General features: G+C 60.0%; 30 protein-coding genes. 14 read left to right on the forward strand and 16 right to left on the reverse strand.

Going from position 1 to position 24,380, the window contains the following annotated elements; translation table 11 throughout:
• Positions 1–23: 23 nt before the first annotated feature.
• From IHQ43_RS07505 to IHQ43_RS07520, 4 genes are all read right to left on the reverse strand, one after another.
• Complete coding sequence (locus tag IHQ43_RS07505) at positions 24–1,856, reverse strand: ABC transporter ATP-binding protein (protein ID WP_192563914.1); 1,833 nt, start codon at positions 1,854–1,856, stop codon at positions 24–26.
• An 88-nt stretch (positions 1,857–1,944) separates the two neighbouring features.
• The gene (locus tag IHQ43_RS07510) at positions 1,945–2,508 is read right to left on the reverse strand and encodes a peptidylprolyl isomerase (protein WP_192563915.1); all 564 of its coding nucleotides are present in this window, start codon (positions 2,506–2,508) and stop codon (positions 1,945–1,947) included.
• A 3-nt stretch (positions 2,509–2,511) separates the two neighbouring features.
• Positions 2,512–3,315: an alpha/beta fold hydrolase gene (locus tag IHQ43_RS07515; RefSeq protein ID WP_192563916.1), complete on the reverse strand. Its 804-nt coding sequence runs from the start codon at positions 3,313–3,315 to the stop codon at positions 2,512–2,514.
• Positions 3,316–3,329: 14 nt separating this feature from the next.
• On the reverse strand, positions 3,330–4,253 hold the full coding sequence (locus IHQ43_RS07520) for a PA3225 family LysR-type transcriptional regulator (protein ID WP_007956543.1): 924 nt from the start codon (positions 4,251–4,253) through the stop codon (positions 3,330–3,332).
• A gap of 49 nt (positions 4,254–4,302) precedes the next feature.
• Between IHQ43_RS07520 and IHQ43_RS07525 the strand changes: the two genes are divergently transcribed.
• The 3 genes from IHQ43_RS07525 to IHQ43_RS07535 all read left to right on the forward strand — a co-directional run bounded on the left by IHQ43_RS07525 (position 4,303) and on the right by IHQ43_RS07535 (position 6,470).
• Positions 4,303–4,617: a hypothetical protein gene (locus IHQ43_RS07525; RefSeq protein ID WP_011332961.1), complete on the forward strand. Its 315-nt coding sequence runs from the start codon at positions 4,303–4,305 to the stop codon at positions 4,615–4,617.
• Between the two features lie 159 nt (positions 4,618–4,776).
• Complete coding sequence (locus tag IHQ43_RS07530; protein ID WP_007956545.1) at positions 4,777–5,376, forward strand: FMN-dependent NADH-azoreductase; 600 nt, start codon at positions 4,777–4,779, stop codon at positions 5,374–5,376.
• 212 nt (positions 5,377–5,588) lie between these two features.
• Positions 5,589–6,470, forward strand: a complete 882-nt coding sequence (locus IHQ43_RS07535; protein WP_192563917.1) for a carboxylate/amino acid/amine transporter — start codon at positions 5,589–5,591, stop codon at positions 6,468–6,470.
• Here the strand turns inward: IHQ43_RS07535 and IHQ43_RS07540 are convergent.
• Positions 6,415–7,320, reverse strand: coding sequence for a LysR family transcriptional regulator (locus IHQ43_RS07540; protein ID WP_192563918.1), 906 nt, complete (start codon positions 7,318–7,320; stop codon positions 6,415–6,417). The two genes, IHQ43_RS07535 and IHQ43_RS07540, sit on opposite strands and share 56 nt — an antisense overlap.
• Positions 7,321–7,489: 169 nt before the next feature.
• On the opposite strand from IHQ43_RS07540, the gene IHQ43_RS07545 reads away from it, so the two are divergent.
• Positions 7,490–8,131, forward strand: a complete 642-nt coding sequence (locus IHQ43_RS07545) for a hydrolase (RefSeq protein WP_007956548.1) — start codon at positions 7,490–7,492, stop codon at positions 8,129–8,131.
• A gap of 135 nt (positions 8,132–8,266) precedes the next feature.
• On the opposite strand, the gene IHQ43_RS07550 is transcribed toward IHQ43_RS07545, so the two are convergent.
• Positions 8,267–9,565 (reverse strand): mechanosensitive ion channel family protein, encoded by a 1,299-nt coding sequence (locus IHQ43_RS07550; protein ID WP_192563919.1) that lies wholly within the window; start codon positions 9,563–9,565, stop codon positions 8,267–8,269.
• Between the two features lie 191 nt (positions 9,566–9,756).
• Between IHQ43_RS07550 and IHQ43_RS07555 the strand changes: the two genes are divergently transcribed.
• On the forward strand, positions 9,757–11,097 hold the full coding sequence (locus IHQ43_RS07555; RefSeq protein WP_192563920.1) for a DEAD/DEAH box helicase: 1,341 nt from the start codon (positions 9,757–9,759) through the stop codon (positions 11,095–11,097).
• Positions 11,098–11,158: 61 nt separating this feature from the next.
• On the opposite strand, the gene IHQ43_RS07560 is transcribed toward IHQ43_RS07555, so the two are convergent.
• The 3 genes from IHQ43_RS07560 to IHQ43_RS07570 form a co-directional block, all read right to left on the reverse strand.
• Positions 11,159–11,758 carry a hypothetical protein gene (locus IHQ43_RS07560; protein ID WP_192563921.1) on the reverse strand — a complete coding sequence of 200 codons (600 nt, stop codon included), beginning with the start codon at positions 11,756–11,758 and terminating at the stop codon, positions 11,159–11,161.
• Entirely contained in the window at positions 11,755–12,354 is a 600-nt protein-coding gene (locus IHQ43_RS07565; protein ID WP_192563922.1) for a papain-like cysteine protease family protein, read from the reverse strand. The genes IHQ43_RS07560 and IHQ43_RS07565 overlap by 4 nt, the downstream gene beginning before the upstream one ends.
• A gap of 249 nt (positions 12,355–12,603) precedes the next feature.
• Positions 12,604–12,879 (reverse strand): hypothetical protein, encoded by a 276-nt coding sequence (locus tag IHQ43_RS07570; protein ID WP_192563923.1) that lies wholly within the window; start codon positions 12,877–12,879, stop codon positions 12,604–12,606.
• Between the two features lie 164 nt (positions 12,880–13,043).
• Here IHQ43_RS07570 and IHQ43_RS07575 point away from each other — a divergent pair, with 164 nt between their 5' ends.
• The 3 genes from IHQ43_RS07575 to IHQ43_RS07585 all read left to right on the forward strand — a co-directional run bounded on the left by IHQ43_RS07575 (position 13,044) and on the right by IHQ43_RS07585 (position 14,333).
• Complete coding sequence (locus tag IHQ43_RS07575; protein ID WP_192563924.1) at positions 13,044–13,472, forward strand: Sbal_3080 family lipoprotein; 429 nt, start codon at positions 13,044–13,046, stop codon at positions 13,470–13,472.
• Entirely contained in the window at positions 13,469–13,900 is a 432-nt protein-coding gene (locus tag IHQ43_RS07580; RefSeq protein ID WP_192563925.1) for a DUF2846 domain-containing protein, read from the forward strand. Before IHQ43_RS07575 ends, IHQ43_RS07580 begins: the two co-directional genes overlap by 4 nt.
• Before the next feature lie 79 nt (positions 13,901–13,979).
• A complete protein-coding gene (locus IHQ43_RS07585; RefSeq protein WP_192563926.1) occupies positions 13,980–14,333 on the forward strand; it encodes a hypothetical protein in 354 nt (117 codons plus the stop codon).
• Between the two features lie 103 nt (positions 14,334–14,436).
• On the opposite strand, the gene IHQ43_RS07590 is transcribed toward IHQ43_RS07585, so the two are convergent.
• Positions 14,437–15,171 carry a DUF899 domain-containing protein gene (locus tag IHQ43_RS07590; RefSeq protein ID WP_192563927.1) on the reverse strand — a complete coding sequence of 245 codons (735 nt, stop codon included), beginning with the start codon at positions 15,169–15,171 and terminating at the stop codon, positions 14,437–14,439.
• A 176-nt stretch (positions 15,172–15,347) separates the two neighbouring features.
• Here IHQ43_RS07590 and IHQ43_RS07595 point away from each other — a divergent pair, with 176 nt between their 5' ends.
• Positions 15,348–15,740 carry a transcriptional regulator gene (locus IHQ43_RS07595; RefSeq protein ID WP_192563928.1) on the forward strand — a complete coding sequence of 131 codons (393 nt, stop codon included), beginning with the start codon at positions 15,348–15,350 and terminating at the stop codon, positions 15,738–15,740.
• A gap of 124 nt (positions 15,741–15,864) precedes the next feature.
• Here IHQ43_RS07595 and IHQ43_RS07600 read toward each other — a convergent pair whose 3' ends face one another.
• The 3 genes from IHQ43_RS07600 to IHQ43_RS07610 form a co-directional block, all read right to left on the reverse strand.
• The gene (locus IHQ43_RS07600; protein ID WP_192563929.1) at positions 15,865–16,734 is read right to left on the reverse strand and encodes a DUF6279 family lipoprotein; all 870 of its coding nucleotides are present in this window, start codon (positions 16,732–16,734) and stop codon (positions 15,865–15,867) included.
• Between the two features lie 77 nt (positions 16,735–16,811).
• On the reverse strand, positions 16,812–17,528 hold the full coding sequence (locus tag IHQ43_RS07605; RefSeq protein WP_192563930.1) for a TorF family putative porin: 717 nt from the start codon (positions 17,526–17,528) through the stop codon (positions 16,812–16,814).
• Positions 17,529–17,743: 215 nt separating this feature from the next.
• A complete protein-coding gene (locus IHQ43_RS07610) occupies positions 17,744–17,932 on the reverse strand; it encodes a hypothetical protein (RefSeq protein ID WP_016985943.1) in 189 nt (62 codons plus the stop codon).
• 350 nt (positions 17,933–18,282) lie between these two features.
• Between IHQ43_RS07610 and IHQ43_RS07615 the strand changes: the two genes are divergently transcribed.
• The 3 genes from IHQ43_RS07615 to IHQ43_RS07625 all read left to right on the forward strand — a co-directional run bounded on the left by IHQ43_RS07615 (position 18,283) and on the right by IHQ43_RS07625 (position 20,796).
• Positions 18,283–19,119: a CvfB family protein gene (locus IHQ43_RS07615; protein WP_192563931.1), complete on the forward strand. Its 837-nt coding sequence runs from the start codon at positions 18,283–18,285 to the stop codon at positions 19,117–19,119.
• A gap of 45 nt (positions 19,120–19,164) precedes the next feature.
• Positions 19,165–19,569 (forward strand): DUF2177 family protein, encoded by a 405-nt coding sequence (locus tag IHQ43_RS07620; protein WP_192564961.1) that lies wholly within the window; start codon positions 19,165–19,167, stop codon positions 19,567–19,569.
• Between the two features lie 294 nt (positions 19,570–19,863).
• Positions 19,864–20,796, forward strand: coding sequence for a DMT family transporter (locus tag IHQ43_RS07625; RefSeq protein WP_192563932.1), 933 nt, complete (start codon positions 19,864–19,866; stop codon positions 20,794–20,796).
• Here IHQ43_RS07625 and IHQ43_RS07630 read toward each other — a convergent pair.
• The gene (locus tag IHQ43_RS07630; RefSeq protein WP_192563933.1) at positions 20,741–21,922 is read right to left on the reverse strand and encodes an MFS transporter; all 1,182 of its coding nucleotides are present in this window, start codon (positions 21,920–21,922) and stop codon (positions 20,741–20,743) included. The two genes, IHQ43_RS07625 and IHQ43_RS07630, sit on opposite strands and share 56 nt — an antisense overlap.
• Positions 21,923–22,026: 104 nt before the next feature.
• Between IHQ43_RS07630 and ptrR the strand changes: the two genes are divergently transcribed.
• Together ptrR and IHQ43_RS29680 are read left to right on the forward strand one after the other, a co-directional pair.
• Positions 22,027–22,920 carry a putrescine utilization regulator PtrR gene (gene ptrR / locus IHQ43_RS07635; protein WP_007956575.1) on the forward strand — a complete coding sequence of 298 codons (894 nt, stop codon included), beginning with the start codon at positions 22,027–22,029 and terminating at the stop codon, positions 22,918–22,920.
• Positions 22,921–23,062: 142 nt separating this feature from the next.
• Positions 23,063–23,191, forward strand: coding sequence for a PA1414 family protein (locus tag IHQ43_RS29680; protein ID WP_003184145.1), 129 nt, complete (start codon positions 23,063–23,065; stop codon positions 23,189–23,191).
• A gap of 93 nt (positions 23,192–23,284) precedes the next feature.
• On the opposite strand, the gene IHQ43_RS07640 is transcribed toward IHQ43_RS29680, so the two are convergent.
• Positions 23,285–23,533: a phosphopantetheine-containing protein gene (locus IHQ43_RS07640; RefSeq protein WP_108560177.1), complete on the reverse strand. Its 249-nt coding sequence runs from the start codon at positions 23,531–23,533 to the stop codon at positions 23,285–23,287.
• Between the two features lie 44 nt (positions 23,534–23,577).
• Positions 23,578–24,303 (reverse strand): MBL fold metallo-hydrolase, encoded by a 726-nt coding sequence (locus IHQ43_RS07645; protein WP_192563934.1) that lies wholly within the window; start codon positions 24,301–24,303, stop codon positions 23,578–23,580.
• Positions 24,304–24,380 lie beyond the last annotated feature (77 nt).

A 24,380-nucleotide genomic window follows, 5' to 3' on the forward strand; every position in this document is an offset into this window, starting at 1 on the left:
GTGGGAATGATCAGTAGCGCGATTCAATCGATACCGACAAACCCTCCGGTCTGGTGCGCCCACAACCGCGCATACAACCCGCCATGGGCCAGCAGTTCGGCATGGTTGCCGCTTTCGGCGATCTTGCCGTTTTCCAGCACTACCAGCCGGTCCATGCGGGCAATGGTCGAGAGGCGGTGGGCGATGGCGATCACGGTCTTGCCCTGCATCAGGGTTTCCAGGCTTTCCTGGATCGCCGCTTCGACTTCCGAGTCCAGCGCCGAGGTCGCTTCGTCCATGATCAGGATCGGTGCGTCCTTGAGCAGTACCCGCGCAATCGCGATCCGCTGACGCTGACCACCGGACAGTTTCACCCCGCGTTCGCCGACATGCGCGTCGAATCCGGTGCGTCCTTCGGCATCCGACAGCAGCGGAATGAACTCATCGGCGCGGGCCTTGCGCACCGCTTCCCAGAGTTCGGCGTCGGTGGCGTCGGGCTTGCCGTACAGCAAGTTGTCGCGGATCGAGCGATGCAGCAGCGAGGTGTCCTGGGTGATCATGCCGATCCGTGCGCGCAGGCTTTCCTGGCCGACTTCGGCGATGTTCTGGCCGTCGATCAGGATCCGTCCGCCCTCGACGTCATACAGGCGCAACAGCAGGTTGACCAAAGTCGATTTGCCGGCGCCGGACGGGCCGATCAAACCGATTTTCTCGCCCGGTTTGATGGTCAGGTTGAGGTCGCCGATGATGCCTTTCTTCTTGCCGTAGTGAAAATCCACGTGCTCGAAACGCACTTCGCCACGGGCTACGGCCAGCGGTCTGGCCTGCTCCCGGTCGGTGACGCTGACGGGTTGCGAGATGGTCTGCAGACCGTCCTGAACCATGCCGATGTTTTCGAAGATCCCGGTGACCACCCACATGATCCAGCCGGACATGTTGACGATGCGGATCACCAGGCCGGTGGCCAGAGCGATCGCACCGACGCTGATCAGCGACTGCGTCCACAGCCACAGGGCCAGCGCCGTGGTGCCGACGATCAGCAGACCGTTCATGGTGGTGATGGCCACGTCCATGCTGGTAACCACGCGACCGGCCAGTTGGGCTTTTTCGGTCTGTTCCTGGATCGCTTCGCGGGCGTAGTGCTGTTCGAAGTTGGTGTGGGCGAACAGCTTCAGGGTGGCGATGTTGGTGTAGCCGTCGACGATCCGGCCCATCAACTTCGAGCGCGCATCAGAGGCTTCCACCGAGCGGTCCTTGACCCGTGGCACGAAGTAATAGAGTGCGCCGATGTAGGCGGCGATCCACGTCAGCAGCGGGATCATCAGGCGCCAGTCGGCTTCGGCGAACAGCACCAGCGAACTGATCGCGTAGATCAGCACATGCCACAGCGCATCCACCGCTTGCACGGCGGAATCGCGCAGCGAGTTGCCGGTCTGCATGATGCGCTGGGCAATGCGTCCGGCGAAGTCGTTCTGGAAGAAATTCAGGCTCTGCTTGAGCACGTAACTGTGGTTCTGCCAGCGAATCATGCTGGTCATGCTCGGGCTCAGGGTCTGGTGTACGAGCATGTCGTGCAGTGCCAGGAACAGAGGGCGCAGCAGCAACGCCACCACCGCCATCCACGCCAGTTCGGCGCCGTGCACTTTGAAGAAGTCTGCGTTTGGCGTGCCTTGGGCGAGGTCGATGATGCGGCTCAGGTAACTGAACAGCGCCACTTCGATCAAGGCACCGAACAGGCCGACGATCAGCAGGGCGGCGAAACTCGGCCAGACCTGCTTCAGGTAATAGGTATAGAAGGGCAGAACGCGGTCCGGCGGGGATGCCGTCGGGGCATCGCGGAATATGTCGATCAGTTGTTCGAAACGGCGATAGAGCATCAGATAACCGCCCGGAGCACGGGCTCTCCTTTTATCGGTTTGAGCGGCGCGGTGTTCAACCGTCGCCGCTCGATATGCCCTGTAAAGCTTAGTCGATGCGCTTGGCCGACTTGATGATCACAGGGTCGACCGGCACGTTTTGCATGCCCTGTTTGGTGGTGGTCTGGGAGTTGACGATGATATCGACCACATCCATGCCCTTGACCACTTTGGCGAACACTGCGTAACCGGCGTCGCGGCCCGGATCGAGGAACGCGTTGTCGGCAACGTTGATGAAGAACTGGCTGGTGGCCGAGTTTGGATCGGAAGTACGGGCCATCGACAGGGTGCCGCGAACGTTATGCAGACCGTTGCTGGCTTCGTTCTTGATCGGCGCCTTGGTGTCTTTCTGTTGCATTTGCTGGGTGAAGCCGCCGCCCTGAGCCATGAAGCCCGGAATCACGCGGTGGAAAATGGTGTTGGTGTAGAAACCGCTGTCGACGTACTCGAGGAAGTTCTTGGTACTGATCGGCGCCTTGACCGGGTCCAGTTCGATTTCGATGGTGCCATTGGTGGTCACCAGTTCGACGTGTGGCGCCTTGGCCGGCGTGGCCGCCATCAGGTTGGCAGCGAACAGCACGGTGCCGGCGGCGAGGGCAAGTTTTTTCAGCATGGGTCAGTGATCCTGAGGGTGATTATTCGCTGTGGCAAGGAACTCCAGCAGCGTTTGATTGAAGCGTTCGGGCTGATCGAGCGGGGTGGCGTGGCGCGAATCGGCGATCACCACCAGCCGCGCATCGGGCAGCAGTCTGACATAGGTTTCTTTCAGCGAAACGGGGGTGTAGTCCCGGTCGGCGCTGACGACGAGGGTTGGACAGGTGACCCGGGAAAGTCGTTCCTGGACCCCCCAGCCAACAATCGCATCGAAGCTGGCGAGATAAGCACGTTTGTCGTTTTTTGCCCAGCGCTCTGCCATCTTCTGGCGCAAATCCGCCTGCTCCGGTTTGGGGAACAGCTTGGCACCAAGGGCTTTGCCGATGGTGGCGAGGCTGAGCAGGCGCATCAGGCTCCAGCGCTTGAACCACTGCCAGTAATCGTCGCGGCTGCGCACCTTGACCTCGGGCGCGCTGTTGACGATGGTCAGGCTCTTGAGCATCCGGGGCTGATCGACCGCAAACTGAAAGCCGATCATGCCGCCCATGGACAGTCCGGCGTAGTGCACGGGGCCGAGCTTGAGATGCTCGATCAGGGCGACGATGTCGGCGCTGAACCCGGCGATGCTGTAGCGCTCGCGGGGCTTGTCGGAGCGGCCGTGACCGCGCACATCCGGGACGATCACCCGGTAGTGCGCGGCCAGGGCGGGAATCTGCATTTCCCAGTCCAGGGTGCTGGAGCCCAGACCGTGAACCAGCAGCAACGGATCGCCGTGGCCATATTCCTCGTAGTGCAGTTTGCAACCTTCATGCTCGAAATACGCCATCGGTGAACTCCGTGTCAGGCTTGTTCGGGGGCGGCGAACGGTGCGTCCAGCGGCAAGGTGTCGAAGGTGCGCAGCAGTTCGACGAGGATCTGCGAGGCCGGGCCCAGCGGTTTGTCCTTGTTCGAGTACAGATAGAAGCTCGGATTGCGGCTGCCGCCCTGGTCCAACGGTAGCAGCTTGAGCAGGCCTTCTTTCAACTCCCGTTCGATCATGTGCCGTGGCAGCCAGGCGAAGCCCAGACCGCTGGAGACAAAATTGGCGGCGGTAGCGAGACTGCCGACGGTCCAGCGCTGTTCGGCGCCAAGCCAGCCGACGTCCCGGGGTTGCTGGCGGCCGGAGTCGCGGATCACCACTTGCATCTGGGTTTCCAGGTCCTGGAAATTCAGCTCGCGGTTCAGCCGATGCAGGGCGTGTTCGGGGTGAGCGACGGCGACGAACTCCACGTCGCTCAATTCCGCACCGAGGTAACCGGGAATGCTCAGGCCGGTGATGGCCAGGTCGGCCACGCCTTCGAGCAGCACTTCTTCTACGCCCGACAGCACTTCCTCACGCAGACGCACGCGGCAACCACGACTTTGCGGCATGAACGCGGTCAGGGCGCGGACGAGGCGGGCGCTGGGGTAGGCCGCGTCGACCACCAGCCGCACTTCGGCTTCCCAACCCTGCTCCATGTGATGGGCGAGGTCTTCCAGCTGGCTGGCCTGTTTCACCAGTTGCCGCGAGCGGCGCAGCAGCACGCCGCCGGCTTCGGTCAGCACCGCCTTGCGGCCGTCGATGCGCAGCAGCGGCACGCCGAGCTGATCCTGCATGCGGGCGACGGTGTAACTCACCGACGATTGCGAGCGATGCAGGGCCTCGGCGGCCTGGGCGAATCCGCCGTGGTCGACCACGGCCTGCAACGTTCGCCATTGATCAAGGGTCACGCGGGGCGCTTTCATCAATAGCTCCTCTTGTCCTAAGCTGGCGGTCCCCCATGGAGACTGCCGAATGAAAAAATTCTGTTGTGTGTTGCTGGCGCTGCTTCCGCTGACTGCGTTCGCGTACCCGATCGATGTGGAAAAGGACCTCAACGGCCTGAAGATCGACTACAACGCGTTCGACACCGATAACGACATCGGCTCCATCCAGGTCAACAACTACGGCGACGTCGACGCGACCTGCAAGGTGGTGTTCACCAACGGCCCGGAAGCGCCGCGCACCCGCAACATCGAGGTGGCTGCGGGCAAGCATAAAAACGCCACGGCCAAGTTCACCCGGACCATCATCAAGCTGCGCATCAAGCTGAGCTGCACCCCGAAATAGCGTCACGGCCCTGTGGGGGCGGGCTCCCACAGGGTATGGCTTGCATCTAAACGAATTTTTCGATGCTTTGCAGCAATTATTTGCGCTTTTTCATCGATACGACTCTGTTTAACCTTCACTCCATCGACTTACAACATTCTCGGATGGAGGCTACACAACATGTCCCGCGTTCTGATCATCGAAAGCAGCGCCCGCCAGCAAGACTCGGTTTCCCGTCAACTGACCCAGACCTTTATCAGTCAGTGGAAAGCGGCGCATCCGGCCGATCAGATCACCGTACGTGACCTCGCCGTGAACCCGGTGCCGCACCTGGACATCAACCTGCTGGGTGGCTGGATGAAATCCGCCGAGCAGCGCAACGACAGCGAGCAGTCCTCGCTGGACCGTTCCAACGAATTGACCGATGAATTGCTGGCTGCCGACGTGCTGGTGATGGCCGCGCCGATGTACAACTTCGCCATTCCGAGCACCCTGAAAGCCTGGCTCGACCACGTACTGCGTGCCGGTGTGACCTTCAAGTACACCGAAACCGGCCCGCAAGGCCTGCTCAGCGGCAAGCGTGCCTACGTGCTGACCGCTCGCGGCGGCATCTACGCCGGCGGTCCGGCCGACCATCAGGAACCGTACCTGCGTCAGGTGATGGGTTTCATCGGCATCCACGACGTGACCTTCATTCACGCCGAAGGGATGAACCTGGGCGGCGACTTCCAGGAGAAGGGCCTCAACCAGGCCAACGCCAAACTGTCCCAGGTCGCTTGATATGTTAATCGCCAGATAATCGCCGATTGTTCTAGTGACCTGGCGCAACCCCTTCAAGGCTCTACGCGCATCGAACCTCCCTTTGCACTTGTTGCTCCTGAGTGCTGTAGCCCGATTGAACGCTTTAGCGAGATCGGGCTTTTTTTTGCCCGGGATTTAGCGATGGCCGGCAAAAAACGCTATCGTCGCCGCCATTCGAAATCGAGGCGAGCATGGGCTATCTACTTTTTGTCACGCTGATCCAGGCGTTTTCCTTCAGTCTGATCGGCGAATACCTGGCCGGTCATGTCGACAGCTACTTCGCGGTGCTGGTGCGGGTGGTGCTGGCCGGGCTGGTGTTCATCCCGCTGACGCGCTGGCGTTCGGTGGAGCCGGCGTTCATGCGCGGCATGCTGCTGATCGGCGCGTTGCAGTTCGGCGTGACTTACGTCTGCCTGTATCTGAGCTTCCGGGTGCTGACGGTGCCTGAAGTGCTGCTGTTCACGATCCTTACGCCATTGCATGTGACGCTGATCGAAGACGCACTCAACCGACGCTTCAACCCGTGGGCGCTGATCGCCGCACTGGTGGCCGTGTGCGGGGCGGCGGTGATTCGCTACGACCGGATCAACCCGGACTTCTTCATGGGCTTCCTGCTGCTGCAACTGGCCAACTTCACCTACGCCGCCGGTCAGGTGCTGTACAAACATCTGGTGGCGAAACACCCGAGCGATCTGCCGCACTACCGGCGCTTCGGCTTCTTCTACCTCGGCGCACTGGCGGTGGCACTGCCGGCGTTCCTGTTGTTCGGTAAATCCAATTTCTTGCCCGAAGCGCCGTTGCAATGGGGCGTGCTGGTATTCCTTGGCCTGGTCTCGACCGCACTCGGTCTGTACTGGTGGAACAAGGGTGCGTGCCTGGTCAACGGCGGCACCCTGGCGGTGATGAATAACCTGCACGTCCCGGTGGGGCTGCTGCTGAACCTGCTGATCTGGAATCAGCATGAAGAACTCGGGCGGTTGTTCCTCGGTGGCAGCGTGATTCTGGCGGGGGTGTGGATCAGCCGGTTGGGGGTTCGCCAGTCGGCGCCAATTGCTCCACCAGAAACGCGATAAATGCCCGGGTCTTCTGCGGCACCCGCCGCGCTGAGGAGTACACCGCGTTGATGGTGATCGCCGGCGCCTGCCATTCGCACAGCACCGGCACCAGTCGCCCGGCCGCCAGTGCTTCTTCGACGATGAAGTCCGGCAGCAGCGCAATGCCCATGCCGGCCTCGGCCGCTTGCGCCAGCAGGTCGCCGTTGTTGGCGTGCAACGGCCCGGTCACGTTGACCCGTTGCGTCTCCTTGCCATTGCACAGTTGCAGGCTGACGCCGCTTTGCAGATAGCCGTAGTTCAAGCATTGATGTGAGCGCAGATCCTGCGGCGTTTGCGGCGTGCCCGCGCGTTCGAGGTAAGAGGGGGAGGCGACCATGATGCGCGGCGCTGGCGCCAGTTGCCGGGCGATCATGGTCGAGTCGGGCAGGCTGGCGATGCGGATGGTCACGTCGAACCCGCCACGCACCGGATCGACCTGCTGGTCGCTGAGCACCAGTTGCAGCTCGATGTTCGGGTGCTGCTCATGGAACAGCGGAATCAGCTTGCCCAGTCGCCGCAATCCAAACGACATCGGCGCGTTCACCCGCAACACCCCGCGCAATTCGCCCACTCCGTCCCGCGCCCGTTGTTCGGCCTCGTCCAGTGCCGCAATCACTTCCCGCGCTGCTTCGAAATACTCGGCGCCGGCCTCGGTCAGGTGCAGGCTGCGGGTGGTGCGTTGCAGCAACTGCACACCGATGGCTTCTTCCAGCGCCTGAATCTGTTTGCTGACTTTTGAGCGGGGCACGTCCATGGCCCGGGCGGCGGCTGCGAAGCCGTTTTCGCCGACCGTTACCACGAAGGCGCGCATGCATTCGATGCGATCCATGATTGTCTCTTTTTTAGAATCAATGATTCTCGATTTTAGGGAATTGTCCCTTTATCGGCTAGCCCCTAAAGTGACATCCAAGCCGAGACAACAACGCCGCAGACGGCAAAACGCCTCGACTCACCAATACCCAATCGACACTTTGAATCGACATCAAAAGGAACGCGCCATGTCTATCCGTGAACTGCTGAACCCAACCAACTCCGCCCTGATCCTGATCGACCACCAGCCGCAAATGGCTTTCGGCGTACAGTCGATCGACCGTCAGACCCTGAAGAACAACACTGTCGGCCTGGCCAAGGCAGCGAAGATCTTCAACGTGCCGACCATCTACACCTCGGTCGAAACCGAAAGCTTCAGCGGCTACATCTGGCCGGAACTGCTGGCGGTGCACCCGGAGCAGAAGCCGATCGAGCGCACCTCGATGAACTCCTGGGAAGACAAGGCGCTGGTTGACGCGGTGAAGGCCACCGGGCGCAAGAAACTGATCATCGCCGCGCTGTGGACCGAGGTCTGCCTGACCTTCCCGGCCCTGGAAGCCCTGGCTGAAGGCTACGAGGTGTACATCGTCACCGACGCGTCTGGCGGCACTACCAAGGAAGCCCACGACATGTCGGTACAGCGGATGATTCAGGCCGGCGCAGTGCCTGTGACCTGGCAGCAAGTGCTGCTCGAATACCAGCGTGACTGGGCGCACAAAGACACTTATCAGGCGGTGATGGACCTGGTGCTGGAACACAGCGGTGCGTACGGCATGGGCGTCGACTACGCCTACACCATGGTGCACAAGGCACCGCAACGGCAGGCCTGATAAATCGGGATTTCGAAATAGATGCAGTACCTGTGGGAGCGAGCTTGCTCGCGAAGGCGTCATGTCAGTCGACATTTATGTTGAATGACCTGCTGCATTCGCGAGCAGGCTCGCTCCCACATTTGATCGGTGGTTTTACATCAGATGTTTTTCGGCTTGTGGAATGTGGCTCGCACCAAGGACTGCCGGCAATATCCCGGAACGCAAATCCCCACCGCTCGGCTGCTGATACAGGCTCAAGCCAAACTCCGGCAGCACCGCCAGCAGGTAATCGAAAATATCCCCCTGGATCCGCTCGTAATCGGCCCACACCGTGGTGGTGGTAAAGCAGTAGATTTCCAGCGGGATGCCCTGGGCCGTGGTCTGCATCTGGCGGACCATGCAGGTCATGTTCGGCTGGATTTCCGGATGACTCTTCAGGTAGGCCAACGCGTAGGCGCGGAAGGTGCCGATGTTGGTCATGCGCCGGCGGTTCGCCGACATCGCCGCGACATTGCCCTGCGCTTCGTTCCACGCCTTGAGCTCGGCTTTCTTGCGGCCCATGTAGGCGGTCAGCAGGTGCACCTGGGAGAGTTTTTCTTCTTCATCGTCGCGGATGAACCGCACACCGCTGGCGTCGATGAACAGGCTGCGCTTGATCCGCCGCCCGCCGGATTGCTGCATGCCGCGCCAGTTTCTGAACGACTCGGACATCAGGCGCCAGGTCGGGATCGAGACGATGGTCTTGTCGAAGTTCTGCACCTTGACCGTGTGCAGGGTGATGTCGACCACGTCGCCATCTGCGCCGACTTGTGGCATTTCGATCCAGTCGCCGACCCGCAGCATGTCGTTGCTGGTCAGTTGCACGCTGGCGACGAACGACAACAGGGTGTCCTTGTAGACCAACAGGATCACCGCCGACATCGCACCCAGACCGGACAGCAGTAAAAGCGGCGATCGGTCGATCAGGGTGGCGACGATGATGATCGCGCCGAACACGTACAAGACCATTTTCGCCAGTTGCACATAACCCTTGATCGAGCGGGTGCGGGCGTGTTCGGTGCGGGCGTAGATGTCCAGCAGTGCATTGAGCAGGGCGCTGACCGACAGCAGCAGGAACAGAATGGTGAACGCCAGCGCCACGTTGCCGAGGAACACCGTGGCGGTCTTGCTCAGTTCCGGCACCAGGTGCAGGCCGAACTGGATCACCAGCGACGGCGTCATCTGCGCCAGGCGCTGAAACACCTTGTTATGGCGAAAATCGTTGATCCAGTGCAGCGCCGGTTGGCGACCGAGCATGCGGCTGGCATGCAGGATCAGGTAGCGCGCCACTCGTCCGAGGACCAGCGCGATCACCAGCAGCAGGACGAGTGCCAGGCCGGCGTGCAGGAGCGGGTGCTGTTCGAGGGCACCCCAGAGGTCTTGGGCGTTGAGCCAGAGCTGTTTGAAATCCATGAGAGAGACGATTCTTCTGTAAGACGCGACGGGCGATTAGAGCATTTAAGACGCTGTGTATTACCGTTGGAGACAAATCAAGCAACAAAAAAGCCACTGATTACGGCGGATTTCACAAAGAAACTCGGCCTGAGCGCTCGAAACCGGTAACCTATGCAGCTGATTTTTTGCATATCTTCGAGGTAGCACCCGTGTTTTCCCAATTCGCCCTGCACGAACGCCTGCTCAAAGCCGTGGCCGAGCTGAAATTTGTCGAGCCAACGCCTGTGCAAGCCGCGGCCATTCCGCTGGCGCTTCAGGGGCGTGACCTGCGGGTGACGGCGCAAACCGGTAGCGGCAAGACCGCCGCTTTTGTCCTGCCGATCCTCAACCGCCTGATCGGCCCGGCCAAGGTTCGCGTCAGCATCAAGACCTTGATCCTGCTGCCGACCCGCGAGCTGGCCCAGCAGACCCTGAAGGAAGTCGAGCGCTTTTCACAGTTCACTTTCATCAAGTCCGGCCTGATCACCGGCGGTGAAGACTTCAAGGTCCAGGCCGCCATGCTGCGCAAGGTGCCGGACATCCTGATCGGTACGCCGGGCCGGATGATCGAGCAACTGAACGCCGGCAACCTCGATTTGAAAGAAGTCGAAGTGCTGGTGCTCGACGAAGCGGACCGCATGCTCGATATGGGTTTCGCCGAAGACGTGCAGCGTCTGGTCGACGAATGCCCGAACCGTCAGCAGACCATGCTGTTCTCCGCCACCACCGGCGGTTCCGGCCTGCGCGAGATGATCGCCAAGGTGCTGAACAACCCTGAGCACCTGCAGCTCAACGCGGTCAGCCAGCTGAACGACACCACTCGTCAGCAGATCATCACCGCCGACCACAACCAGCACAAAGAACAGATCGTGAACTGGCTGCTGGCCAACGAGACCTATCAGAAGGCCATCGTCTTCACCAACACCCGGGCCATGGCCGACCGCATCTACGGTCGTCTCGTCGCCCAGGAATACAAGGCGTTCGTGCTGCACGGCGAGAAAGACCAGAAGGATCGCAAACTGGCGATCGACCGCCTGAAGCAGGGCGGCGTGAAGATCCTGGTGGCCACCGACGTGGCGGCCCGTGGTCTGGACGTTGATGGTCTGGATCTGGTGATCAACTTCGACATGCCACGCAGCGGCGACGAATACGTGCACCGCATCGGTCGTACCGGCCGTGCCGGCAACGACGGTCTGGCGATCTCGCTGATCTGCCACGGCGACTGGAACCTGATGTCGAGCATCGAGCGTTACCTGAAGCAGAGCTTCGAGCGCCGCACCATCAAGGAAGTCAAAGGCACCTACGGCGGGCCGAAAAAGGTCAAGGCCTCGGGCAAAGCCGTCGGTGTGAAGAAGAAAAAGACCGACGCCAAGGGTGACAAGAAGAAAACTGCCGCCAAGACCCCGACCAAACGCAAGAGCGCCAACCGTCCGAAGCCGGACGCTCTGGTGAGCAGCGATGGCATGGCCCCGCTGAAACGCCGCAAGCCGACAGCGCCGGCGGCTGAATAAGCCGTTTCAGGCAGGCAGAAAAACCCGGACATGGTCCGGGTTTTTTTATTGCCAGCGTTTATCAACTGCCCAGCAGGCCAGTGGTGTCGGCATCAAAGCGCCGCTTGGCCTGATCGGCTGCCGATTTTAGCTGTGCGAGCAGAGCGGCCTCGCTGTACAGCCCGGTCAGCGCCAGTTCTTTTGGGGTTGGCTCGATCGGGATCAACACGTCTTCACCCGCCGCATGCAGCCAGATCGCCACGAAGTGCAGCGCCGAGACAAACAGCATCCGCAGTTCAACGGTTTTGCCCTTCAGTTGCGGTGACTGTTCGGCCAGTTTCAGCGCATCGACCGTGGCGGCCGCCAGGTTGCCGTGGTTCAACGAGGCGAACTCGACGTGACCGCGTACTTCGGCCAATTGCGCATCGGCAATCGACACCCCGCCGGAGAACACCAGGTAATGCCAGTCGCCGACTCGGGCGTTTTTCAGGCCTTTGCCCTGGCTCAAGTCGTCCAGACTGAGCGAGTAGCCGCGATAGGCCTCGCTGAGGCTGATCCCGGCAGGCGCAGCACTGGCAAACTGGCGATTGACGCCGAAACCCTGGGACTGCAATGCGGCCTGCAGGGCCGGACGCAAGGTCTGTACGCCGTTGGAAGGCGCCTTTGGATAAGTCAGTTTCATGATGTCGCCCCCTGGTTTTTCGCCGTGAAGTAAGTGTGGGTCCAGTTCCCGCCGCCGTTGTAGGAACCGGGGAAGGCACTCAGCGCGCGGGTCGAATAGCCGTAGATCGAATCCGCGACCAGCACGTAATTGCCGTTGGTACCGTAGATCGCCAGAAAGTGCGCACCGCCGCCGTACCAGGCGCAACGCAGGCCGATCGGACGGCCCATGTTGATCTGGTTCTGGATGGCCGACATCTGCAACGAGCCCGAATTCATGCCGTTGAAACTGCGGGTGATCTTCAGGGCGACGTCGAGATAGCCATACACATTGCACGGCCCCGGTTGATTGCAGCAGTTGCGATCCAGCGCGGCGCTGGCAACGGCGCATTGGGTCCAGGAACCGGTGCCGTAATAATTGCCGATCGAGGCGGAAGCGGCGGCCCAGCACCAGTTGGTCTGGGTCTGTTGCTGCATGGTGAAGTTCAGGCTGGCGGCCGCCAGGGCGCGTTGTTGTACAGTCGCCTCGACTTCGACCAGTTGCGGGTCGAGCAGATGGCCGATCAGACATTCGGGCAGGGTGTTGCCGGTGAATGCCGTTGTTTCAGTGGTTAACATTTTTCAATCCTCCATGAATGAAAACAAACGTTCCGCGTTTGCGGGATAACGGTATTGCCGAGCGATCGGTGGGTAAGGGTTGCCATCTCTGATGGCCGGTTCCGATCAGGCTCGGGGTAACCGTAGGTGTGAATATGCGTTTGTGCAAATATAAAAATGCACTAGTGCAAATGTCCGGATAAAAGAAAGCAGGCTTCGGTATCGATCCAGCCTGATCGATGCCAAAGCCTGCCGTTGTCTGAGCGGGTGTTACCCCTCGGTTTTCTTCTCGGCCGAACCCAGTTCCTTCAGGCGCTGGTCGATCAACTGGCATTTGTCCGGCAGATCGGCGCTGGCCGTTCCCAGGTCCATCTTCTGCAGTTCGGCGTTGATCTCCTTGGCCTTGGTCGGGTTTTGCTCGGTGAGCTTCGCGACTTCCTGGGCCAGTTGCTCGCGCTTGGCGGTGGCTTCTTCCGGCGTACAGGCCCAGACGGGCAGGGCGCAGGCGAGCGTGGCGGCGAGGGTGAGCTTGAGCAGGGTTTTCATGGGAGCAGGCCTCAGTTCCGGTTAAGGCGGGTTAACCGGTTGAGGGTTTTGGCCGAGAGAAAGTTCAGTTTCTGTATTGAAGGTTGCCCTGTAATTGACCGTTTTCGGGTGCTCCACTAGGATGCGCCATCATATTGATATCAGCTGGCATTGAAGGATCGAACATGCTTTCTAGAGTTGTCACCGCGGGCCTGCTGCTGGCACTGGCCGGTTGCACCAACGTCAAGGTCGAGCCGGTGGCTCCTCAATACAAGATCTCCAGACTGTGCATCGAGGAAAACCCGAAAGTGGTCGTGGGGGACTTCGTTGCCGGGGTTCAAACAGTGTTGCGTCGCCACGGTATCGACAGCCAGGTGTATACCGCTCCGGTGCCTGCCAACTGTGAATATCGCTTGAACTACACCGCTATTCGCTCGTGGGATCTTTCCATGTACTTGTCCGATGCCACCGTTCGACTTTACAAGGGCGAGCAGCAAATCGGTTTTGCCCATTACAACCTGACCAACGAGGGCGGTTTCGATTTGTCGAAACTGGCCTCGGTCGAGGAAAAAATGGCGCCGGTGATCAATCAGTTGTTGGGGCAAAAACAATGAGCCAGTTCTTCACGCGTCTCCCGGCCCTGTTGTTCCTGCTGATGCTGGGCGGGTGCAGTCACCATCAACCTGCTCAACCGTACTTCGAGCCACCCCAGCCACCGCAGGGCAAGGCGCTGGTCTACATGATGCGTTCGCAGGTGATTCAGGGCAGTTTCTACGACAGCATTTTCAGCATCAATGACAGTGCGGTTGTGGCACTCGGCAGCAAAAACTATTCGTGGGTGTATGTCAGCCCTGGTTTGCACAAGGTGTCCGCAGGACCGCGCCCGAACCCCGGCAATGTCTTCCTGAACCTGCCCGTCGAGGCGGGCAAGGAGTACTTCGTCGAGTACACCCAGGAAAACATGATGGAACTGATCCGGTTGCGCAAACCGGAGGAGGGTAAGCCCATGGTTCGCGGTTACGAATACTTGCGGGTCGAGTGATGTTCTCGGGTAACGAATTCGAGGCGGGCGTGCTGGGTGATCCGCCCCTTTGCTGCTGTGAACTCAGGAAGGACACGCAATGACCGAGGATGAGATTTACCGAAGGATCGGGCAGTTGTTGATGGATGAGGCGCCGGAGTCAGCGGTGACGGTAATTGTTGATGCAGAGCTTTCGCCCGAGGACGATCACTGCCGGTTGCTGTTTGATTATGTCGACGGAGAAGGCGAGCGGGACTGGTTCAGTCCGAGCAGCGGTGAGGTTGACGGCATTGTCATGAACAGCCTGGTTGCCCTTGGAAAGTTGCACAAAGCGCAAAACCTTACGGCCGGACTACCCGCCTGGAACGCCTGTGAGATCGCCATGGACATTGTGGGCGGCAAGTTGAAAATCGACTTCAGGTATGACGAGACGCTCGACCTGCCGACTGACTGACGCAAGGCATCCGTAGCGACTGGCGTCGCTTTCCCGCGTTTGAAGCAGAGACAGATTCCACAGACCGGACAATCTGTCTCGCTTCATCGCTGTCAAATGGCGATCAGGTCCCGTGGCAGCAACTGGATTTCGTTTCTCCCTCATACCGGTCATGGTGCCGCACCCACTCCATGATCTCGTCCTCGTTCCGGCCCTTGGGTGTGAGGTCGAGGTAGTTGTAGGCGCCGACCAACAAGTCCAGGCCTCGCGCGTAGGTTGAGTAAGTGTGGAAAATGTCACCGTTGTCCGCGCGATAAAACACGCTGAGACCGGGCATTTCTTCCTCGGCGCTGTCGGTCTTTTCGTAGTTGTACGTAGCCTTGCCTGCTTCGACATCGTCAGCGCGGGCGCACACGCCAAAGTCGTAGTTGAAATCGCAGCCGTCCGACGACACCCAGTCGAATGTCCAGCCCATCCGCCGCTTGAAGGCCTGGAATTCGGCGAACGGTGCGTGGGACACCGCCACCACGGCGATGTCGTGATGAGCCAGATGTTGGTTGGCGCCATCGATGTGGTCACTGAGGAATGAACAGCCCGGGCAGCCTTCCTCCCAGCCCTTGGCGAACATGAAGTGGTAAACGACGAGTTGGCTGTGGTTGCCAAACAGATCGGCAAGTTTCAACTCGCCGTTCGGGCCCATGAAGCGGTAAGCCTTGTCGACCTTCACCCAGGGCAGGGCGCGGCGTTTGGCGCTGAGCCGGTCGCGCTCCCTGGTGAAGGCCTTCTCATCAGCCAGATGCTGCTTACGGGCGGTGAGCCATTCTTCGCGCGACACCACCGGATGATTCTCAACGTTCATGATGATTTCTCCTGCGGGGTTGAAACCGTCTGTCTCAGACTAGTCGTTCAACCACCCGGGAAATCGACAGACCGCCGGTCGGTCGGGGCGCCGAATAATCCTGAACGGTGACGCAGCGCCCCGGTCACAACCTGTGAACGCGCCAAAAAATCACGCGCACCGGAGGTTGAATCAGGATGACGACTTATAACTGGGATTTGATTGAACGCCTGCTGCATGAAGTGCAGAACGGCGCGGGCCACAGCTTCGCGCCGCGCTCTTACGCAGAAGACTATGCAGCGGCAAAAGCGGCGGCGGGTGAGCCGATCGAGAATCTGGATCATCTGAAAACCATTGCCTGTGAATATGAGCAAAAGTTGCTGCTGCGTGGTTTTATCGAGCCCCGTGGCGAAGACGAAGGCAGCACCGGCAACAACTTCAGCCTGACTCCGCGGGGTTCCAGCCTTTTGAGCCTGATCGACAGCAGCATTCCAGGCAATGATCATCCGCGTCAGGTGTTGGATGAGCAGGAAGATGCGCTGGATGAGGCGACGTTTGATCGTGTGGCATCCAAAGCGCAGATTGCCTGAGGTTTTGCACAAAAAAATGTGGGAGCGAGCCTGCTCGCGATAGCGATTTGTCAGCCAACCTTTTTCTGACTGCCTGGCCGCTATCGCGAGCAGGCTCGCTCCCACATTGGGTTTTGTGGTGGTCTCAGATCTTTTGTGCCGCCTTCAGGCACTTCAAGTCGTTGAAGTCCTTGCGCACCCCCTCGATTTTTTTCAACAGGCGCTGGCGCTGCTGCGGCGTGCTGTCGGCCATCAGATCGACGAACAGCGAACGGGCCTGCGCTTCGGTATTGGCGTAGGCCTTTTGGTAATCCGCTGTCCATAAACGCTCGCGATTGACCAGAAGCGTCTCGATCCGTTGTGGGAATTCAGGACTTTTGCGTTGCGCCACCGCCGCGCTGAATTGCTTCTGCCAGTGGGCGCGGTTGGCGATCCATTGGGTGTTCTGATCACCCAGGGCGTTCGACCAGGCCATCACCCGCTGCTCCTGCTCGGCGCTCAACGGGCCGAGCCAGTCGTTGAGGCGCTTGTCCATGCGCGCGCCACGTTCGGCAATCTGCTGCGACAGCGGAGGCTTGAGGTATTCCTGTTGGCGCTTTTGCAGATCCTTGGCAAAGGCGTCGTTCATTTCGGCAACCTGCCGATCATCGAGCCCTTGCAGCAATTCAATCGCCGACGGGGTGATTTCCCGGGCGGTTTCGGCGATCGCCTGCTTGGCCTCAGCGGTGCGGGCCTGGAGCGCGGCGTCGGTGACCTGATTGGTCTCGACCATCGTTTGCAGGCGATCGAGCCAGTCGAGATAACCCGGTAACTGCGTGGTGCAGTGCCAGCTCAGGTGTTCCCTGAGGCGTTCGTTGAACCAGCCTTTCTGCTCGCCGTTCATGTCCAGGTAGTCGCTCAGCGTCCATGGAATGATCACGTCGAGATTGCGATAGGCCAGGCCGACACGACTGCAGGCACCGAGGGCGAGGGTCAGGATCAGTAGAACGGCGATGCGTTTGAACCAGCTAGACATGGGCGAATCCTTGCGAAAGCCAGCCTTGAGGGTCTGATGCTCATGTGAACGCAGGAGGGGCCCGGCAGTTCAGCCAATCAAAAGAACGGGCGTTCGGCCTTGAGCGTGACCAGCCCGTCGCACTGACTGTTATGCCCGGAATAAGCCGAGCAATCGCTGCCGCTGAGGCTCGAATTGCTGTAGATCAGGTCGAGGTCGATGCCCATGAACGGCCGGGAAAGTTTCACCGACCAATCGGTGAAACTGCTGACATAACCGCCGTCCACCGAGACCGGCGTGTTGAGCTGATGAGTGGTGTATTTCATGCTGATCCCGATACCGAACGGTTGATTGCCGCCGAGGTCGGCAAACAGGGTGTTGTTCTGTTTGTCCGGATCGTTGCTCAGGGCGATGCCGATCCGGCTGCCGAGCAGGGTCAGGCCACCGAACAGTTCCTGGCTGTCGAGGGTGTCGACCTTGGGATAGCTGTAGTGAATCATCCCGACTTCGTAGCCGAGGGTTTGATCGAAAGGTTGTTTAAAGCCTACATAGGAATCGATTTCAAGGTTCTTCCCCGGCGTGAGGCCCATGCTCGGTGCGTACTGGCCGACATAGAGGCCGCTGTCATGGCTCAGGTCCAGACCGCCGTGGAACGAGCCGACCACCGAAGGTTTGACCAGCCCCTGGGCCATGCTGCGGCTGGGCGTGGTGCCGAGCTTGAGGTCGAAGTCGCCGAGTTCACGCTGGAAAATCTGCGCGTGCGCCGCCGGGCTTGCCAGCAGGCTTACAAGTAATAAACAGAGGGGTTTGAGCATGCGTCACTCCTTGAGCAGCGAGCGCAGGCGGGACAAACCTGCTGAAACGCTTGATCCAGACGCGTGCAAGGATACCGGCGAATGATCGGCATCGAGGGCCGTTCGTCGATTTCTGGTGTTTTGATTGTTTGATTAAACGCGAGAGGGGTCTTGCGGGGGATCCGGTCCAGACGCTTCGAAGCTCAAAGCGCCTTTGGACAGGTGTACTGCGGGTGTTACTTCTTGCCCAGGCTGATCTGCTTGGACGGGCCGAACGTCTGGCCGCTGACGCCCTTGGCAATTTGCTGGATTTCGCCGCCGGACTTGAGGAATGCCGCGATCTGATCGTTGATCGATTCGCTGGTTTCAACGGCTGGAGCTGGCTTTGCTTTGCTGGTGGATGCTTTTACACGCATGGCGGCCATTAACCTGTAGAAAAGTAACTCGGCCAGGCATCGTACAGGAATAACTTGACAATTGCTTGGTAAATATCCCCCGGAATAACCCAGCGTGCAGGTGGATTATTCTCGATTAATTATTCGGAATATCCCGCTAACCTGCTGTTTTAAATAACAACATTTATCTTTCTTTGCGTCCTTTTCGAGGGGCGGGAGCGTTCGGCAATCGTCCCGATCGCCTGACGAGTGGCGCCCGCTCCACGGCAAACCAAGGAAAATCAAGGCTTGGCGCAAATTTTCAGTCGGCGGGGGATCTGCCGGCCAACGAACCCGGCAAAACCGGGTAGAATGCCGCCCACGCAATGAGGGTATTGGAAATGGCTTTAGTCGGGCGTTACAACAGTTTGCAAGTGGTTAAACACACTAACTTCGGTTTATATCTGGACGGCGGTGCCGACGGCGAAATTCTTTTGCCCAACCGTTATATCCCTAAAGATATTCCCAGCGAAGATGAAGACTGGCTCAATGTTTTCATTTATCTGGACAGCGATGACAAACTTATTGCCACCACTGAAAAACCAAAAGTTCAGGTCGGTGAATTTGCCAGTTTGAAAGTTGTTGAAGTCAACAGCATCGGCGTGTTCCTCGATTGGGGCCTGCCGAAGGATCTGCTGCTGCCTTACTCCGAAGAAAAACGCCAGATGACCGCCGGCGAGTACTGCGTGGTGCATGTCTACCTGGACAAGCACACCCGTCGCATCACCGCCACCGCGCGCCTGGATCGTTATCTGGACAAGACCCCGGCCAACTACAGCGTGGGCCAGGAAGTTGATCTGCTGGTGGCCGAAGCCACCGACATGGGTTTCAAGGCCGTCATCAACAACAAGCACTGGGGTCTGATTCACAAGAACGAAATCTTCAAGTTCATGCGTTCCGGCATGCGCGAGAAAGGCTTCATCAAGGAAGTGCGTGCCGACGGCAAGATCAGCCTGAGTCTGCAACCGGTGGGTCAGGAAGCGGCCAGCAGCCTGAGTTCGAAGATCCTCGCCAAGTTGCGCGAAAACGATGGCACCCTGGCCGTCAGCGACAAGAGCGACCCGGCGCTGATCAGCAGCCTGTTCGGTGTCAGCAAGGGCAACTTCAAAAAGGCCATCGGTTCGCTGTACAAGGAAGGCAAGATCGTCATTCACGCCGATCGCATTGAACTAACCTGAGCCTGACGTGGCCCATGTTGCATGGGTTCACTCGAGGTCGGGCAGATGAAAAAAGCGCTGATTGCCTACGTCGCCACGTTGCTGGCGTTTCTTCTGCTCGACGGCATCTGGCTCGGCGTATTGATGGCGCCGACCTATCGCGAACTGCTCGGTTCGCTGATGCTCGAAAAACCGTTGCTGGTGCCAGCAGCGGTTTTTTATTGCCTGTACGTTTTCGGCTGCGTGGTGTTTGTGGTGTTGCCGTCGCTGACCTGGCAACGCGCCGCCCGGATGGGCGCACTGCTCGGGCTGGTCGCTTATGGCACTTATGACCTGACCAATTGGGCGACGCTGCGTGGCTGGTCGGTGCAGGTGACATTGATGGATTGGGCCTGGGGCACATTTGCCACGGCGCTGGCCTGTACGGTGGGATTTGTTGTGGCCAGCCGGTTTGGCAGATCAGCCCGTTGATTTCGGTCGTCTGAACTGACGCCATCGCTGGCAAGCCAGCTCCCACAATGTCCCAGTCGTACACAAAATCTGTAATCACCGCTGATCCTGTGGGAGCTGGCTTGCCAGCGATTGACGGCGCAGCCGTCAGCCATTCGCCGCTGACGTTGCAGAAGCATCAAATGTCTTTTCCAGACGGCTTTTTCTGGCTGACTGGTTAATAATCCACTCACTATTTTTCGCCCCGGACGCAGAGCCGGGGCTTTGTTCGACCATTGGAAAAACTGCCATGTCGTGTGTGTTCGAGGTGTCGAGGTGAGCGTCAGTCGGCGCAGTGCCGACGGATTTGCCCTGCAAGTGATGATCGGCCTGTGCCTGATCTGGGGCGTGCAGCAGGTGATGATCAAGTGGGCGGCGACCGACATTGCGCCGGTGATGCAGGCGGCGGGGCGGTCGGGGATTTCCGCGTTGCTGGTCGGACTGCTCATCTGCTGGAAGGGCGGCTGGGATCAGGTCGGGGCTACCTGGCGCGGCGGCTTGCTGGCCGGTGCCTTGTTCGGTCTTGAGTTCCTGTTCATCTCCGAAGGCTTGCAGTTGACCACCGCAGCGCACATGTCGGTGTTCCTCTACACCGCGCCGATCTTCACCGCACTGGGCGTGCATTTCCTGTTACCCAGCGAGCGTCTGCGGCCGGTGCAATGGCTGGGGATCTTCCTCGCGTTCGTCGGCATTGCCATCGCGTTTGCCGGCGGCGTGTCGTGGGACAACCTCGACCGCCGCATGTTGATGGGCGATGCCCTCGGCGTGCTGGCCGGCGCCAGTTGGGGCGCGACCACCGTGGTGGTGCGTGCCTCGCGGCTGTCGGAGGCGCCGGTGACGCTGACGCTTTTTTACCAGCTGATCGTCGGCTTCATTGGCCTGTTGCTGATCGCGCTGCTCAGCGGGCAGATCACCCACGTCAGCCTGACCGCCGTGGCCGTGGGCAGCGTGCTGTTCCAGGGGCTGGTGGTGTCGTTCTTCAGTTACCTGACCTGGTTCTGGTTGTTGCGCCGTTATCTGGCGGCCAATCTCGCGGTGTTTTCCTTCATGACGCCATTGTTCGGCGTGACCTTCGGCGTGGTGTTGCTCGGCGAAGAACTGAGCCTGAACTTCATCATCGGGGCCGTGCTGGTGTTGCTCGGCATCACCTTCGTCAGCGCGGAACAGTGGGTGCGTCGGCGTTTGCGCAAAGCCCTCGGTCAGCCGTAACCGATTTGCACGCCAGACCGCCGGCAATCAACAGGCCGCTGCCGGCGATCACCAGCGCCGGTTGCAGGCCACCGCTGAAATGGCTGCTGACCGCCGCCAGCAACGGCCCGCTGAGCTGACCGACAGCGAAGCACGCGGTGAGCAGGCCGGCGTTGCGCTGGGTGGCATGGGGCGCCAGTTCCCGGGAGCGTTGCATCACCAGTTGCATGCAGGCCAGGAACGGCGTGCCGCACAGCATCACGCCCAGTGCCAGACCGAGGCCGCTGCCCAACAGGCAAGCGAAAACTCCCGCAGCCTGAAGCCACAACGTCGCCATCAACCAGTGCCGGGTGGTTTGCGGATCGTGCCGTCGCAAACTCACCAGCAACACGCCAATCGCGGCGCCGAGGCCGAAGCACGGCCAGAACAGATCGGCCTGCCATTGCCCGTGAAACTGCGCGTTGGCCATCTGCGACAGGAACGTGGCCGGGATGATGTAGCCCACGCCATACAAGGCATACACCACCGCCAAATGCCCAATACCGCGATTCGACGAGCTCACGGCAGTCGGTGCGGCCGGCACACCGACGCCCGGTTGCGGCAGAATCCGCACGATCCCCAGCAACATCACCAGCGCCACGGCGGCATAGATCAGCCACAGGGTCGCGGAAGTCTGCTGCGCCAGATGTGAGAACAGCGCCAGCAATCCCGTCAGAAAAATCCCCAGCCCCGGCCCGGCAAAAACCAGTGCTCCCAACCGTGGGCGACCCGCCGCCGCAGCCAGTGGCTGACTCAATGCAGTAATCATCACCAGCACCCAGGCGCTCGCCACGCCAGTGCCAAAGCGCAGCAGCAGATGCGACCAGAAACCGTTGGCCCAGAACGACGCCAGCGTCAGCAGCACACACAGCCACAAGCCGCCATGCAGGCGTAGCTGTACCTGCTCCGGCCGTCGGGAAAACATCGCATCCACCGCGCCAAGCAGATAACCGAGGTAGTTGGCCGCCGCAATCAGACCAGCGGCGGTCAGGTCGATCTGCCCTTCGCTGAGCAGGTGCGGCAGTTGCGGGGTGAGGGCGAAACGCCCGATGCCCATGGCCATCATCAGGGCAATGAAACAGGCGGATAAGCGAATCAGCGGGGACATGGTCTGAATTCCGTTGGAGGTTCAATGACCGTCAGGCTAGGACTGATTGACTTTCTTTAAAATTGAATAATAGTGAGTAACTTGTTCTGTTCAGGAGAAAGGTTGTGGAGTTCAGCCAATTGCGGATCTTCCAGGCCGTGGCGGAGGAGGGCTCGATCACCCGCGCCGCCGAGCGTTTGCACCGCGTGCCGTCGAACCTGTCGACCCGACTCAAACAGCTCGAAGAGCAATTGGGTGTCGAATTGTTCGTCCGTGAGCGTCAGCGTTTGCAGTTGTCGCCTGCGGGAAAAGTCCTGCTGGACTACACCGGCAAACTGTTCGCCCTGCGCGATCAGGCCAGTGCGGCGGTGATGGGCGGGCAACCGGCGGGGGATTTTGTGCTCGGCACCCTGTACAGCACGGCGGCGATTCATTTGCCGGCGCTGCTGGCGCGGTATCACAAGCAGTATCCGGCGGTGAATCTTCAGGTGCAGTCCGGGCCCAGTGGCGAATTGCTCGAAGGCCTGCTCACCGGGCGTCTCGATGCCGCGCTGGTGGATGGCCCGCCGCAACTGGCCGGGATCGACGGCGTGCCGCTGTGCAATGAACGGCTGGTGCTGATCAGCGAGGCCGATCACCCGCCGATACGTAGCGCCAGGGATGTCGAAGGTCGGGCGGTGTTCACCTTTCGCCATGGCTGCGCCTACCGCGCGCGGCTGGAGGCGTGGTTCGCCCATTATCAGGCCGCGATGGGCCGGGCGATGGAGATCGAGTCCTATCAAGGCATGCTCGCCTGCGTGATTGCCGGCAGCGGCGTGGCGCTGATGTCGGAGTCGATGCTCGCCAGCCTGCCGGGGCGCGAAAGCGTGGCGGTGCACCCGCTGGCCGAGCCTTTTGCCAGTGCGACAACATGGCTCATGTGGCGGCGGGGCATGGTCGGTGCCAACCTCAATGCCTGGATCGAACAGCAGCAGGCGCTCTATCCCGTGGCTGGCGAAGACGTGCGGGAAACGGCTTGAACGAACGGTCAGGGATTTGGATCAATTCAGTAACAGATCATTGCGGATTTGGCCGAGCATTGCGTAGGACTTCGGACTATTATCAGTGCGAAGCGGCCTCAGAATTCCGGACGCTCAGCACCACCCTGAAGGGGGCATGACGATGAAAGAGAAAATTCAAAACTGGCTGCACGATTTGGGTGTTGCCCTCGGCTTGATCGAACCGCCTCTGCAACCGGTCCCGATTCGCACCGATGACGAACAGCGTCGGCGTCAGCCACGTCGGCGGTAATGCCCCGCTTTGAAGGATCAAAGGATTTAAACGACAAAAGATCGCACCCGGCTGTCACTCCATTGAGTGGCGGCCGGGTGCGATCTTTTGTTTTCAGTGACGCCCGATTTCCATCAGAAACCGGCTCAGGTCATTCGCGGTTTTCGCGGTCTTGAGCATGCGGTCTTCTTCGGCGGTGAATGCCGTCAGTCCGAATTCATCTTCCAGATGGAAGATCAGATCCTCGATATCCGCTTTTTCCAGCCCCAACTGCGCGAGGCTGGTGTGGTCGTCGAATTCACGATTTTCCAGCAGGCGCAGGATGAACCGGTGCACGGCAGCACGCACGGCAGCTCTTCTCATGGCAGATCTTTAGGGTTGTTGGTCTGACTGGAGTACAGCAGGCCTCAGGCGTGCCGGCGCAACCATTCGTCAATCATCGAGCGTAAATGCTTTCCGGAAAAACTGCCGAAGTGCCCGCCATGTACCGTACGGATCTTCAACCCCTGTAAACGGCGCAGGCTGGCGGCGTAGTCGTCGAGGTTGGAGTGGTAGGCGTCCTCGATCAACGGCCCGTCGTAGATGATGTCGCCGCTGAACAGGGTTTCGCTGGCCGCTTCGTAAAGGCTGATCCCGCCCGGCGAATGCCCCGGCGTGTGCAGCACCTGCAACGTTCGGTTGCCGAGGTCCAGCACATCGCCGTCCTCGACAAAACCGGTGGCCGGCGCTGCCTTGACCCGATATTCGGCGTAGCACAACGGGCAATCCGGGTGCGCTTCGAACATGTCGTCGCCGACGAAGGCCCGGCTCAGATCGTTCTCGCCATCCGGCGCCGCCAGGATGTCCGCCTCGGCGGGATGCACCAGCCGTTCGGCAAATTCATGATGCCCGGCGATGTGATCGAAATGGCAATGACTGGCCACCGCCACCAGCGGCCGCTTGGTCAGCCACGGCAGTTGCTCGCGCAGACTGACCAGCCCGGAACCGCTGTCGAGCAGCAGATCCTTGTCCCGCCCCTGAACGTGCCACAGGTTGCAGCGGTAGAACGGGCGGATGAACGGCTCGTGAATCAGGCGAATACCGTCGCTCAGGGTTTGCACTTCGAACCACTGATCGCGAGAAACAATCTTCATAGGCACTTTCCTTGAGACGAAAAAAACGGGTGTGGCAACCGACGCCACACCCGCCGAAGAAAGCATCAAGTCGTTGT

Source organism: Pseudomonas gozinkensis, from assembly GCF_014863585.1.
GTDB lineage: Bacteria > Pseudomonadota > Gammaproteobacteria > Pseudomonadales > Pseudomonadaceae > Aquipseudomonas > Aquipseudomonas gozinkensis.